Raw genomic sequence first — 14087 nt, 5'->3', positions numbered from 1 at the left:
GCAGCCGGGCTGCTACGCGACATCTCCGGGCTTCGGGAGCGGCTTGCCGTACCAGAGCTCGATGAGGCGGGCCGCAATCGAGATCCCATAGGGAGGCAGCACCTCCCCGGACTCGAAGGCGGCCCGCAGGTCTTCCCGGGAGAACCAGCGCGCCTCGTGGATCTCCTCGCCGTCCACGTTGATCTCGGACGAGGTCGCCCGCGCCATGAAGCCCAGCATCAGGCTGGACGGGAACGGCCAGGGCTGGCTGGCGATGTACTCGACCTCGCCGGTCGTGACGCCCGCCTCCTCCCAGACCTCGCGGCGCACCGACTGCTCGATCGACTCGCCCGGCTCCACAAAGCCCGCGAGCGTCGAGAAGCGGCCCTCGGGCCAGTGCACCTGGCGGCCCAGCAGCGCGCGGTCCTCCTCGTCGGTGACGAGCATGATCACGGCAGGGTCGGTACGGGGGTAGTGCTCGGCGCCACAGGCCTGGCAGCGGCGGATGTGGCCCGCGGCCGCGATGACAGTGCGCTCGCCGCAGCGTGAGCAGAAACGGTGCAGTCGCTGCCAGTTCTCCAGCGCCACGGCATGCGCCAGCAGCCCCGCGTCGCGCGGGGAAAGCAGCAGTCCGGCCTCGCGCAGACCGGCCGGGCGGGCCGACTGGTCGATACGTCCGGGGAGGGCGTCCTTCTGGAGCGCGAAGTAGCGCACTCCGTCCTCGTCCGTGCCCAGGAAGTAGCGGTGGGTCTCGGTGACGGGGGCCTCGAAGGCGGGGGTCATGACCAGTTCGGTGCGGCCGTCGGGGGTGTCGTCGATCAGCGCCTGGCCGCCGGAGACCACGAAGACCCGGGTCGACGGGTGGCTCCATGCCGCCGCCAGCCAGGCCTCGTCGAGGCGGTGGTGGGCCTCACGGTCGATTCCGCTATGCGCGGTCAGACCGATCGGGCGGTGCGTGGTGCCGTTGCCGATGGTGCTCACAGGTACTTCCAACTCCCCCGGATGGATTGGTTTTCAGGTCAGCGGAGTTCAGCGTTTCCAGCGGAGGGCGGCGGCGAGGTCGCCCCACAGGTGGGCAGTCGTCTCCACGCCCTTGAGGAGCAGGTCCAGTTCGACCTTCTCGTTGGGTCCGTGCCAGCCGTCGGACGGTACGGAGATGCCAAGGAAGAGCACGGGGGCGTCCAGCACGTCCTGGAGGTCGGCGGCCGGTCCCGAGCCGCCCTCGCGGGTGAAGCGGATCTTCTGGCCGTCGAAGGCGCGGCCCATGGCCCGTACGACCGACTGCAGCGCGGGGTGGTCCAGCGGGGTCAGACAGGGGCGGGTCGATGCGCCGAAGCTGAGCTCGTGGCGGATGCCGGCGGGGACACGGGCCGCGACCCAGTCGGTGATGGCGCGCTCGACCTTGTCCGGGTCCTGGCCCGCGACAAGGCGGAACGTGAGCTTCAGCTGGGCGGACGAAGGGATGATCGTCTTGCCGCCGGGGCCCTGGTAGCCGCCGCCGATGCCGTTGAGTTCGGCGGTCGGGCGGGCCCAGACGCGCTCCAGCGTGGAGTAGCCGGCCTCGCCGAGTGTGCCGTGCGACTTGGCGGTGTTCAGCCAGGAGCCCTCGTCGAAGGGCAGCTCGGCGAAGAGCTCGCGCTCGGCGTCGGTGAGCGGCGCGATGCCGTCGTAGAAACCGGGGATCGTGACCTGTTCGTCCGCGTCGTGCAGCGCGGCGACGAGGCGGGCGGCGACGGTGGCCGGGTTGGGCACCGCGCCGCCGAACGAACCGGAGTGGATGTCCTGGTCGGGGCCGTACAGCTCGATCTCGCAGTCCGCGAGGCCGCGCATGCCGGTGCAGACGGTGGGGGTCGTCTCGGACCACATGCCGGTGTCCGAGACGATCACGGTGTGCGCGGCGAGGCGGGCGGCGTTGGCCTCGACCAGGGCGCGGAAGTTCGGGGATCCGGACTCCTCCTCGCCCTCGATCAGCAGCTTGAGGTTGACGGCGGGGGCGGTGCGGCCGGTGACGGCGAGGTGCGCCCGTACGCCCAGGGTGTGGAAGAAGACCTGACCCTTGTCGTCCGCAGCGCCGCGGCCGTACATCCGGCCGTCGATGATCTGGGGCTCGAAGGGGTCGGTGTGCCAGCCGTCCTCGCGGGCGGCGGGCTGGACGTCGTGGTGGCCGTAGACCAGGACGGTGGGCGCGTCCGGGTCGCCGGACGGCCACTCGGCGAAGACCGCGGGGGCGCCGGGCGTGGGCCAGACCTCGGTGACCGGGAAGCCGGTCTCCTTGAGCTTGGCCGCGAGCCAGTCGGCGCTGCGCCGTACGTCCGCCGCGTGGTCGGGCTGGGCCGACACGGACGGGATGCGCAGCCAGTCGGCGAGGTCGTCGAGGAAGGCGGCGCGGTGCTGCTGGATGTACGTACGGACGGCGCTGTCCGGGGTGTCGCTCATGCACTTGAGCCTAACGGGCCCGGGTTGCTGCCTCGTCGGCCGTCTCGCCCAGCAGGATGCGCTCCAGCTCGGCGCGGCCGGGCAGGGGGTCGGGGCGGACGATTTCGCCGCTGCGAATGTAGACGAACGCGGCGTTGACGGCTTCGAGGGGGAGGTCGTGCTGTTCGGCCCAGGCGAGGCGGTAGACGGCGAGCTGGAGGGGGTCTGCGGTGCGCGTACGGCTGGTCTTCCAGTCGACGATCTCGTACGCCCCTGTCGCGTCGTCGCGGTAGACGGCGTCGATGCGGCCGCGGATCACCCGGCCCGCGAGGGTGAGCTGGAAGAGGGTTTCCACGCGGTAGGGGGTGCGGCGGGCGTACGGGGTGCGCTCGAAGGCCTCTTTGAGCGCGGCCAGATCGCGCTCGTCCGCGATCTCGGGGTCGTCCGCGTCGCCGCCGGGAAGCTCGTCGGGGCCGAGCATCGGGAGCGGGAGCTCCTCGAACCGGGACTCCACCCAGGCGTGAAACCTGGTGCCGCGGCGGGCGGCGGGCTGTGGGGCGGGCATGGGGCGGGCGAGCTCCTGGGCGAAGCCGTCGGGGTCGGCGGCGAGACGGAGCAGCTGGGAGGCGGTGAGGGAGGGCGGCACGGCTACGTCGCGGACGGTGGCGCGGGTACGGCGGAGCTCCCCGGCGAGGGTGTCGAGGTCACGGTCCCAGGAGGCGATGGTGCGGGTGTCCTCGGGGGCGGTTGCTTCCCCCGGCCCGCCCCGTCCCTCAACCGGGGCTCCGCTTCCCTCAACCGGGGCTCCGCTTCCCTCAACCGGGGCTCCGCCCCGGCCCCCGGGAGAAGTGGGCACAGGGGCGGACGGCCCCGCACCCCCGGCAGCGCCGGCTTCGCGGCGCTGGTGCGGCAGGTCCGCCGGCGGGGCGTCCTCTTCCCACTCCGGCTCCGGGGCGTCCGGGTCCCATGGCGGCTCGTCGTCCCAGGGCTCCCCGTCCAGGTCCTCCGGCTCACCCGGGTCCAGGTCCTCCGGCCCACCCGGGTCCTGGTCCTCCAGGCCGGCCGGGAGCAGCGTCAGCGCGTCCAGGTGCCTCAGCACCTTGTCCGCCGCCTCGCGGCGGCGGGACAGCGAGGTCGCGTCCAGCGGAAGCGGCCAGGCCTGGTCCCCCGCCGTCTCCCGCAGCGACGGGTTCTCCGCGTCCTCCTCCGGTTCGTCCGCCCAGACCTCGATCTCGCCGAAGCCCTCCGCGCAGTGGTCGTACAGCGCCCGGAGGAACGCCGACGGGCCACGTCGGCGCTTCTGCGTCGGGCCCCACCAGTGGCCCGAGCCCAGGAGCAGCGAGCGGGGGCGGGTGAACGTGACGTATCCCAGGCGCAGTTCCTCCGTGTGCTGGTGGTCCTTCATCGAGTCCTTGAAGGCCTTGAGCCCCTTCGCGTCCCAGGACGGAACGTCCGGAAGGGTCGCCGCGTCGCCGCGCAGCGCGTGCGGCAGGACCTTGGACTGGGAGGTCCATGCCTCGCGTGCCTGATCGTTCGGGAAGTGTTTGGTGACCAGGCCGGGGACGGCCACGACGTCCCACTCCAGGCCCTTGGACTTGTGCGCCGTCAGGACCTTTACCGTGTTCTCGCCGCCCGGCAGGGCGTTGTCCAGGCCCTTCTCGTACTGCGCGGCGGTACGCAGGAAGGCGAGGAAGGCGAGCAGCGAGGCCTCCCCGTCCAGCGCCGCGAAACCGGCCGCCGTGTCGAGGAAGTTGGCGAGGGTCTCGCGGCGGCGGGCTGCCAGGGCGTGCGGGGACGCCGAGAGTTCGACCTCCAGGCCGGTGGTGGCCAGGACGCGGTGCAGGACGTCCATCAAGGGGTCGGCCAGTGAGCGGCGCAGATCGCGCAGTTCCGCGGCGAGGCGGGCGAAGCGGATCCGGGCCTCCGCGGAGAACGGCAGGCCGTCGTCCTCCCCACCGGCGGACTCCAGGAAGGTGTCGAGCGCGTCGGCGAGCGAGATGACCTCGGCCGGGTCGGTGCCCTCGACCGCAGCAGCCAGCCGCTCGTCCGGATCCTTCCCGTCGGCCGGGGTGCGGTGGACCAGGAGGCGGGCCCGGCGGCCGAGCAGCGCCAGGTCGCGCGGGCCGATCCGCCAGCGCGGTCCGGTCAGCAGCCGTACGAGAGAGGCGTTGGCGCCGGGATCCTGCAGGACCTCGCACACCGCGACCAGATCGGCGATCTCGGGCAGGTGGAGCAGCCCGGAGAGGCCGACGACCTCGACCGGGACGTCCCGGGCGACCAGCGCGCCCTGGATCTCGGGGAAGTCGCCCGCCGTACGACACAGGACCGCGATCTCGCCGGGCTCCTTGCCCGTACGCACCAGATGGGCGATCGAGTCGGCGAGCCACTCGATCTCCTCGGCGTGGGTGGGCAGGAGGGCGCAGCGGACCATGCCGTCGCGCTCGGCGCCGGGGGCGGGGCGCAGCGCCTCGACGCCCTGGTGCATCGCGCGCAGCGGGGCAGCCAGGCCGTTGGCGAGGTGCAGCAACCGGCCGCCGCTGCGACGGTTCTCGCTCAGCGAGAAGCGGGTCGCGAGGCGGTCGTCGGGGTACGCGAAGTGGGTGGGGAAGTCGTCCAGGTTGGCGACAGAAGCGCCGCGCCAGCCGTAGATCGCCTGGCAGGGGTCGCCGACCGCGGTCACCGGATGGCCGGTGCCTTGGCCGAACAGGCCGGACAGCAGCAGTCGTTGGGCCACGGACGTGTCCTGGTACTCGTCGAGCAGGACGACCCGGAATTCGTCCCGCAGGATCGTGCCGACCTCGGGGCGGGTGAGCGCGAGCTCGGCGGAGAGTGCGATCTGGTCGCCGAAATCGAGGAGGTCGCGGGCTCGTTTGGCCTCGCGGTAGCGGACGGTCAGCTCCAGCAGTTCACGGCGCGCGGCGGCCGCCTCGGGGACCTTGCGCAGCTCGGCGTTGCTGAGCCGGGCGCTCTGAAGGGTGCGCAGCAGTTCGGCGTCGTACGCGGCGAGCTGCTCGGGACGTACGAGATGTTCCGCGAGCTCCGCGTCGAGCGCGAGCAGGTCGCTGACCAGGGACGGGAAGGATCGGGTCAGCGAGGGATACGGCCCCGGCGCCTCGCGCAGCACGCGTGCGGCGAGCTGATAGCGGGTGGCGTCGGCGAGCAGACGCGCGGTCGGCTCCAGGCCTATGCGCAGTCCGTGGTCGGTCAGGAGCTGCCCGGCGAAGGCGTGGTACGTGGAGATACGGGGCTCGCCGGGCGGGTTGTCCGGGTCGATGGCGTCGGGGTCCGTCACCCCCGCCCGTACGAGAGCTTTACGGACCCGCTCGGCGAGCTCGCCCGCCGCCTTGTTGGTGAAGGTGAGGCCGAGTACCTGCTCGGGGGCGACCTGGCCGGTGCCCACGAGCCACACCACGCGCGCGGCCATGACCGTCGTCTTCCCCGACCCTGCTCCGGCCACGATGACCTGCGGGGCGGGCGGCGCGGTGATGCAGGCCGTCTGCTCCGGGGTGAAGGGGATGCCGAGGAGCTCGTTGAGCTGCTCGGGGTCGGTGATGCGTGCGGTCACCTCAGAGAGGCTAACGGGGACCACTGACAGCGATGTTCCTCGTCGGCCGCAACGGCGTCGGCTTCGGCCGGAGCACGTCAGCCGCCGGCACCCGCCCCGGCCGCGGCGGCGGATTCGAGGCCGACGTTGCCCAGGTCGACGACCTCGTCGGCCGGCGGGGCCACGGCCTTCACCGGCCTGTTGTGTTCGGTGAAGACCATCGTGCCGGGGCTGTCGCCACCGGCCTTCACGACCTTGAGGAGGTAGGGCGGGCCCTCCTCGGCCACGTACATGGTGATCGTCGCGCCGCCCGGCTGCTTCTTCACCAGCGTCGCCGCGGGCTTGCCGCCGACCTCGGCGTCAGGGCCCTTGGTCATGCCCTGGCGCTCGGCCTTGTTCTTGTCCATCTCGGCGATCATGGCCCTGAGGTCGCAGAGGTCGTCCATGTCGTCGGAACTGCCCGGCGGGACCTTGATCCAGCGGCCCTTCAGCAGGTCGGTGACGCTGTCGGACCCCGCGCCGAGCGAGGCCTCCCAGAACTTGTCGTCGCCCTTCAAATACATGACCTTGCCGACCTGGCGGAGCTCGGCGCTGCCGCCCTGCATACCGAGCCTGCCGGTGCAGGAGCCCTTGGCGTCCACGGCGAGGTCGACGGTCAGCTGTTCACCGTCGCTGTCGACCCGGCCCGCCATCCGGACCGACCGGGCGGCTTTCGTTGAGGCGACCGCCTTGTCGGCGATCTGGTCCGCGGTGAGGCCGCCGAACGGGTCACCCGGCGCCTTCGTGGCCGGGGCGGCCACCGCCTGCTTCTTCTCGGAACTGCCCTTGGCCTTGACCTCGCCGCCCGCGGCGCAGCCCGCAGGACCGGCGATCGCGGTCGCCCAGACCACCGCCGTGACCAGGGACTTCCGTTGGGCCGCCATGTCTGTCTCCTCGTACATCACGTGGTTCGACGCACGGCCCTTCCTGACCTGTGCCACAGCGCCGCTCACTCCACTATCTGGCGGCCTTCCGGCTGCGCGCTGCACGACGCCCGGAAGGTGCAGTGGGTGCAGTGCTGCCCGGTGGTGGGCGTGAAGCGTTCGTCGAGTACGCGTCCGGCGGCGGTGGCGAGCAGATCACCGACCCACTCCCCGCTGAGCGGTTCCTGGGCCTGGATCTTGGGGAAGTCGTCACCGCCCTCCTTCTTGGGGGCGGGCTGGCGCAGCTGTACGAGTTCGGCGCCGCCGGGCTCGGGGCGGTGTCCGTCGAAGGCCTCGTCGAGCGCGCCCTCGCGCACCGCGAGCTGGTAGACGGCGAGCTGGGGGTGGCGGGCGACCTCGTCCCTGGTGGGCGCTTGCTTGCCGGTCTTGAAGTCCACGACGTAGGCGCGGCCGTGCTCGTCCTGCTCGACGCGGTCCATGGAGCCCCGGATGCGTACCTCGTACTCCCCCGCTTCGAGCGTCACGTCGAAGTCGTGCTCGGTGGCGGCGGGGGTGCGGCCGCCGCGGTCCATGACGTGCCAGCGCAGGAAGCGTTCGAGCGCCACGCGCGCGTGCTCCTTCTCCTGCTGCGATTTCCAGGGTGCGTCGAAGACGAGCGCGTTCCAGACGGAGTCGAGGCGCTCCATGAGGACGGCGAGGTCGGCGGGGGTCCGTCCGGACGCGACCTCGTCCGCGAGTACGTGGACGACATTGCCGAAGCCCTGGGCGGCGGTGGCGGGGACGTCGGCCTTCACCTCGCGCCCCAGGAACCACTGGAGCGCGCAGGTGTTGGCGAGCTGGTCCAGGGCGCTGCCGGAGAGGGTGACGGGCTGGTCCCGGTCCCGCAGGGGAAGCCGGCTCTGCGTCGGCTCGTACAGGCCCCACCAGCGGTAGGGGTGCGCGGCGGGGACGAGCGGCTGGCCCTCGTCGTCGGTGAGCGCGGCGAGGCGGGCGAGACGGTGGGCGGCGGCGTCGCGCAGCGCGCCGGTCGCCTGCGGGTCGACAGTGGTGGCGCGCAGTTCGGCGACGAGTGCGGCGACGGCGAGAGGGCGACGGGGGCGGCCGGTGATGTCCTTCGGTTCCGCGCCGAGTTCGGTGAGGAAGCGGGAGGGCTGGTCGCCGTCGTCGGCGGGGGCCTTGACTGCGGTGACGACGAGGCGGTCGCGGGCGCGGGTGGCGGCGACGTAGAAGAGCCGCCGCTCCTCGGCGAGGAGGGCGCCGGGGGTCAGGGGCTCGGCGAGGCCGTCGCGGCCGATCCTGTCCGCCTCCAGGAGCGAGCCGCGCCGTCGCAGATCGGGCCAGAGGCCTTCCTGTACGCCCGCGACGACGACGAGGCTCCATTCGAGGCCCTTGGAGCGATGGGCGGTCATCAGGCGTACGGCGTCGGGGCGGACGCTCCTCTTGGAGAGGGTGTCGGCGGCGATGTCCTGGGCGTCGAGCTCTTCGAGGAAGTTGAGGGTGCCGCGGCCGCCGGTGCGTTCTTCGGCGCGGGCGGCGGTCTCGAAGAGGGCGCAGACGGCGTCGAGGTCGCGGTCGGCGTTACGGCCGGCCGCGCCGCCGCGGAGGGCGGCGCGCTCGAGGCGCTGGGGCCAGGGGGTGCTGTCCCACAGCTCCCACAGCGCCTCTTCGGCGGTGCCGCCGCCTTCGAGGAGCTCGCGCGCCTTGCGCAGGAGCGCGCCGAGCCGCTGGGCGCCGCGGGCGTACGCGGGGTCGTGCGCGACGAGGCGCTCGGGCTCGGCGAGGGCGCGGGCGATGAGCTGGTCGGAGGGCGGGGGCAGGCGGTTGCCGCCTGCGCGCTCTTCGTCGCGGAGGGCGCGGGCGAGGCGGCGGAGGTCGGCGGTGTCCATGCCGCCGAGGGGGGAGGTGAGGAGGGTGAGGGCGGTTTCGGTGCCGAGCCAGGGGGCGGGGGTTACGGAACCGTCGTCGTCGGCGGCGCCGGGTGACGCCTCCGCCGACCCCGCGCCCGCCTGGTGCCCGGCCTCCGGGGTCGTCGGCGCACTCGGCTCCGGGGCGGCCTCCGGGGTCGTCGGCGCACTCGGCTCCGGGGCGGACTCGCCTCCCTCGCGCACCGGCCGGGTCGCCGCCGTTGCCACCGCGCGCAGGGCCGCGAGCAGGGGGGAGACCGCCGGTTCGTGGCGCAGGGCCACATCGTCGCCGTCGATTTCCAGGGGGACGCCCGCCGATGTGAGCGCGCGGCGGAGCGAGGGGATCGTGCGGGCACCCGCACGGACCAGGATCGCCATCTCGTGCCAGGGGACGCCGTCCTCCAGGTGGGCCCGGCGCAGGATGTCCGCGATGTTGTCGAGTTCCGTGGAAGCCGTCGGGAAGGTGTACGTCTCGACCCTGCCGCCCTCGCGGACGGCCGCCAGGTCGCGGTGCGCGCGGACCTTCTCGGAGGGAAGGCGGGGCAGCGGCATCCGGAGGGTCAGCAGCCGGGTTGCCTCCAGCAGGGCGGCGCCGCTGCGGCGGGACGTCGTCAGGACCGCCACCGGCGAGGGCCTGCCGTCCGCGTGGCAGAAGGTGTCCGGGAAGTCGAGGATGCCGTTCACGTCCGCGCCGCGGAAGGTGTAGATCGACTGGTCCGGGTCGCCGAAGGCGACCAGCGTCCGGCCCTGGCCGGCCAGCCCTTGGAGCAGTCGTACCTGCGCCGGGTCCGTGTCCTGGTACTCGTCCACGAACACCGCGTCGTACGGGGACGCCAACCGTTCGGCCAGCAGGACCGCGCGGTGCACCAGCTCCGCGTAGTCCAGGACCCCCTGCATGTCCAGAACGTCCAGGTACTCCGCGAGGAAGGACGCGGCCGCCCCCCAGTCGGGCCGGCCCGTGCGCGCCGCGAAGCGGGCAAGGGAGTCCGGGGCGAGGCCCAGCTCCCGGCTCCGCGCCAGCACCGCCCGAACCTCGTCGGCGAAACCCCGCGTGGTCAGGCACGCCCGCAGCTCGTCCGGCCACTGATGGCGTGCCGCCCCCTCGCTCTCCAGGTCGAGCTGGCCCGCCAGCAGCTCCCGTACGGCGACGTCCTGCTCGGGACCGGACAGCAGCCGCAGCGGTTCCGAGAACAGATCGGCGTCCTGATGCGCCCGGACCAGGGCGTAACAGAACGAGTGGAAGGTCGTCGCCTGCGGCGCCTGCCCGCCGCCCAGCCGCCGCGCCATCCGGTCGCGCAGCTCCACCGCCGCCTTGCGGCTGAAGGTGAGCACCAGGATCCGCTCCGGATCCACGCCCTTGGCCACCCGCGCGGCGACCGCCTCCACCAGCGTCGTCGTCTTTCCGGTGCCGGGACCCGCGAGCACGAGCAATGGGCCGTGACCGTGGTCAACCACAGCGCGCTGAGTTGCGTCCAGGAGAGGGGGATCCACGTGGCCCGGCGGAGTACGCACGAGTCGGTACGCGCCCGGGGTCCTCCCCCTGCGCCCTTGCGGGCGCGGGGGGACCCCCTGCCGTACCTGTTGCTGGTACGGCGTACGCCCGGTGGTGGAGGAGGAGCTCACGTGGTTCGCCGGTCCTGGTGGGTGTGCTGGTGGTGATGGAGTGCTGCCTGCCGCGCGCCGACGACGCTACGCCGGTGCGGGGCTGGGACGCAGCGGATCAGTGGCTCGGCGGGTGTAGTCCGTGCGGTCCTCGCAGCGCCCGCGCCGATGGGCGGAGGCTGTCATATGTGTGCGCTGTCGCGCGCACCACCCTCGCCGTCCCACCGCGCGCGCTTCATGTCGAGCCGCGGCACATGGCCCTCGGCGCTGCGGGCCGCCCGGCGCAGGGGCGTGCCCTCCGTGCGGTAGTGAGCCAGGGCCCTCAGCTCATGGCCGGGCAGCAGTGTGCCGTCCGAGCGCACCACACGCCACCAGGGCACCGCGCCGCCGTACAGCGCCATCACGCGGCCGACCTGGCGCGGCCCGCCCTCGGCGAGCCACTCCGCGACATCCCCGTACGTCATCACGCGGCCGGGCGGGATCAGCTCGGCGACCTCGAGCACCCGCTCCGCGTACTCCGGCAGCTCATCCATCCGACCCATCCTGCCGCACGCCACCGACAACGCCGCGGACGGCGAGCGGACCAGGCACAGTGGGCAGTATGGGATCGGAGAGGCGAAGGGGCGCATCGTGGCCACCTCACATCCCCGCAATGCACCCTGATGCCCCCCTCTGTCGTCCGGTCGTGCCACCATCATGCGGGCGGTGACTGGTGATACGAGATCAAGAAGAGACCGAGACGGCGAAGGAGCAGGGCGTGCAGCCTCAGCAGGCGGCGAGCACCCCTGACTCCGAGTCGCACCCGGACGCCCCCGTTCCGCAGAGCGATGCGACCGCCAAGACCGGGGCCTCGGATTCAGAAGCCTCGGATTCAAGCGCCAGGACCGGGGACGGCGACGCAAGCGATGCGACCGCCGCGTCCGGCGGGAGCGAGAGGACCGGAGCCTCCTCCGACGGGAGCGAGATGACCGGAGCCTCCTCCGGCGCGAGCGAGAAGACGGGAGCCCCCGACGCGAGCGAGAAGACCGCGGAATGCGATGTCACGGACGTGGCCAGCATCGACCGGGTCTCCGGCGACGAGCCGCTGCTCGCCGCCCGCGTCCACCGCCCCTCCGATCTGATGCGGCTGCTCATCGGCATCATGGCGATCGCTGTCGTCCTCGCCGTCGCCGCGTTCGCCCACGGCACCACCTCCGGCCTCGAACAGGACATCAACAAGGGCACCGGGCAGGCCCCGGACCTGCTGGTCAAGATCGCCGGACTGGTGTCCAGTATCGCCGTGCTGCTCGTTCCGGTCGCCTTCGCCATCGAGCGGCTGATCAAACGCGACGGACTGCGGATCGCCGACGGCGTGCTCGCGGCCGTCCTCGCCCACGGCGTCACCCTCGCCACCGACCTCTGGGTCGCCAAGGCCGCGCCCGGCAGCCTCCAGGACGCGCTGACCCAGGCGCAGACCGGCGGCGGGCTGACCGACCCCGTGCACGGATACCTGGCACCCGTCATCGCCTACATGACGGCCGTGGGCATGTCCCGGCGACCACGCTGGCGTGTGGTGCTGTGGGTGGTGCTGCTGCTCGACGCCTTCGCCATGCTCGTCGCCGGGTACACCACCCCGTTCTCGATCATCCTCACCGTGCTGCTCGGCTGGACCGTCGCGTACGGCACGCTGTACGCCGTCGGCTCGCCGAACGTACGGCCCACCGGCCAGACACTGCTGGCCGGTCTGCGCCATGTCGGTTTCCGGCCGGTCACCGCGATGCGCTCCGAGGACGTCCCCGACTCCGCCGAGCAGGGCGACCGCGGCCGGCGCTATCTGGTCTCGCTGGAGGAGGGCGCCCCGCTCGACGTCACCGTCGTCGACCGTGAGCAGCAGGCGCAGGGCTTCTTCTACCGGGTGTGGCGCCGGCTGACGCTGCGCTCCATCACCACCCGCCGCTCCATCCAGTCGCTGCGCCAGGCGCTGGAGCAGGAGGCGCTGCTCGCGTACGCGGCGATCGCCGCCGGAGCCAACGCCCCCAAGCTGATCGCCACATCGGAGCTCGGTCCGGACGCCGTGATGCTGGTGTACGAGCACCTGGGCGGCCGGTCCCTGGACTCCATGGCGGAGGACGAGATCACCGACGATGTGGTGCGCGGGGCCTGGCGGCAGGTGAAGGCGCTGCAGTCGAGGCGTATCGCGCACCGCCGGCTGACCGGCGACGCGATTCTGGTGGATCGTTCCGGCAAGGTCATCCTGACCGATCTGCGCGGCGGTGAGATCGCGGCGGGCGATGTGGTGCTGCGGATGGACATCGCGCAGCTGCTCACCACCATCGGGCTGCGGGTGGGCGCCGAGCGTGCGGTGTCCACCGCGGTCGAGGTGCTCGGCCCGGACTCCATCGCGGACTGTCTGCCGCTGCTCCAGCCGATCGCGCTGAGCCGCTCGACCCGGGCGACGCTGCGCAAGCTGGCCCGCGAGCGCTCGCAGCGCGAGCGGGACGCCGTGCTCGAGGCGTCAGCGGCTGCCAAGCGGGCCCGTACGGAAGGTGCGGCGGTGGAAGCGGCCGCGGACGACCGCAAGGCCGTACGCAAGTCGGAGCGGGCGGAGAAGCAGGCCGACAAGAGGGCCATGGACATGGCCATGAACGAGGCCCGCGAGGAGGATCTGCTCTCCCAGATCCGCCGCCAGGTGCTGCTGATCAGGCCGCAGGCGCCGGTCGAGCCGGTCCGCCTGGAGCGGATCAGACCGCGGACGCTCGTCAGCCTCATCGCCGGCGCGGTCGCCGCGTACTTCCTGCTCTCGCAGCTCGCCGGCATCGACTTCGGCACGGTCTTCGGACAGGCCGACTGGGGCTGGGTGGCGGTGGCCGTCGCCTTCTCCGCGCTCAGTTACATCGCTGCCGCGATGAGCCTGCTGGGCTTCGTACCGGAGCGGGTCGGCTTCCTGCACACCGTTGTCGCGCAGGTCGCCGGGTCCTTCGTCAAGATCGTCGCCCCGGCGGCGGTCGGCGGTGTCGCGCTGAACACCCGCTTCCTCCAGCGTGCGGGCGTACGGCCCGGTCTGGCGGTGGCGAGTGTGGGCGCGTCCCAGCTCTTCGGGCTCGGCGCGCACATCATGCTGCTGCTCTCTTTCGGCTATCTGACGGGTACGGAGAAGACAGCGTCACTCACCCCCTCGAGGACGGTGATCGCGGGTCTGCTGACGGTCGCCGTGCTGGTGCTGGTGGTGACGGCGATCCCGTTCCTGCGGAAGTTCGTCTCGACGCGGCTGCGTTCGCTGTTCGCCGGTGTGGTGCCGCGCATGCTCGACGTACTGCAGCGGCCGATGAAGCTGGTCACCGGTATCGGCGGGATGCTGCTGCTGACCGGTCTGTTCGTGATGTGTCTGGACGCGTCGATCCGGGCCTTCGCCGACGGCCACCAGCCGCTGAGCTACGCGAGCATCGCCGTGGTGTTCCTTGCGGGCAACGCGCTGGGCTCGGCGGCGCCGACGCCGGGCGGTGTGGGCGCGGTCGAGGGTGCGCTGACCTTCGGTCTGGTGCTGGCCGGGGTGCCGAAGGAGGTCGCGGCGCCGGCGGTGCTGCTGTACCGCATGATGACGCTGTGGCTGCCGGTGCTGCCGGGGTGGTTCGCCTTCAACCATCTGACCCGCAAGGGCGCGCTGTAGCGCCGGGGCCGGGCTTGAAATACAGCGCGTCCGGCGATTGAGGACGAGGGTCACGACGGGCGCCGGAAGCCACC

At 72.5% G+C, this 14087-nt stretch carries 7 protein-coding genes; 1 reads left to right on the top strand and 6 read right to left on the bottom strand.

What is annotated here, in order from left to right:
- Positions 1-12: 12 nt before the first annotated feature.
- From nudC to SLUN_RS26305, 6 genes are all read right to left on the bottom strand, one after another.
- Complete coding sequence (gene nudC / locus SLUN_RS26330; RefSeq protein ID WP_170146610.1) at positions 13-960, bottom strand: NAD(+) diphosphatase; 948 nt, start codon at positions 958-960, stop codon at positions 13-15.
- A 48-nt stretch (positions 961-1008) separates the two neighbouring features.
- A complete protein-coding gene (locus SLUN_RS26325) occupies positions 1009-2415 on the bottom strand; it encodes a dipeptidase (protein WP_108152314.1) in 1407 nt (468 codons plus the stop codon).
- 10 nt (positions 2416-2425) lie between these two features.
- Positions 2426-5959 (bottom strand): UvrD-helicase domain-containing protein, encoded by a 3534-nt coding sequence (locus SLUN_RS26320; protein ID WP_170146609.1) that lies wholly within the window; start codon positions 5957-5959, stop codon positions 2426-2428.
- A 77-nt stretch (positions 5960-6036) separates the two neighbouring features.
- Positions 6037-6861: a LolA-like protein gene (locus SLUN_RS26315; RefSeq protein ID WP_108154947.1), complete on the bottom strand. Its 825-nt coding sequence runs from the start codon at positions 6859-6861 to the stop codon at positions 6037-6039.
- A 65-nt stretch (positions 6862-6926) separates the two neighbouring features.
- On the bottom strand, positions 6927-10388 hold the full coding sequence (locus SLUN_RS26310; RefSeq protein ID WP_108152310.1) for an ATP-dependent helicase: 3462 nt from the start codon (positions 10386-10388) through the stop codon (positions 6927-6929).
- A 161-nt stretch (positions 10389-10549) separates the two neighbouring features.
- Positions 10550-10909 (bottom strand): MGMT family protein, encoded by a 360-nt coding sequence (locus SLUN_RS26305; RefSeq protein WP_302851536.1) that lies wholly within the window; start codon positions 10907-10909, stop codon positions 10550-10552.
- Between the two features lie 422 nt (positions 10910-11331).
- Between SLUN_RS26305 and SLUN_RS26300 the strand changes: the two genes are divergently transcribed.
- Entirely contained in the window at positions 11332-14013 is a 2682-nt protein-coding gene (locus SLUN_RS26300; protein ID WP_108154946.1) for a lysylphosphatidylglycerol synthase transmembrane domain-containing protein, read from the top strand.
- Positions 14014-14087 lie beyond the last annotated feature (74 nt).

This window comes from Streptomyces lunaelactis (assembly GCF_003054555.1).
GTDB classification, from domain to species: Bacteria; Actinomycetota; Actinomycetes; order Streptomycetales; family Streptomycetaceae; genus Streptomyces; species Streptomyces lunaelactis.
This window is presented reverse-complemented; position numbering and strand designations above follow the sequence as displayed.

Excerpts from the sequence above, each read along its gene's own strand:
- SLUN_RS26325 (WP_108152314.1), bottom strand. The coding sequence starts at position 2,415 with ATGAGCGACACCCCGGACAGCGCCGTCCGTACGTACATCCAGCAGCAC.
- SLUN_RS26315 (WP_108154947.1), bottom strand. The coding sequence starts at position 6,861 with ATGGCGGCCCAACGGAAGTCCCTGGTCACGGCGGTGGTCTGGGCGACC.
- SLUN_RS26305 (WP_302851536.1), bottom strand. The coding sequence starts at position 10,909 with ATGGGTCGGATGGATGAGCTGCCGGAGTACGCGGAGCGGGTGCTCGAG.
- SLUN_RS26300 (WP_108154946.1), top strand. The coding sequence starts at position 11,332 with ATGACCGGAGCCTCCTCCGGCGCGAGCGAGAAGACGGGAGCCCCCGAC.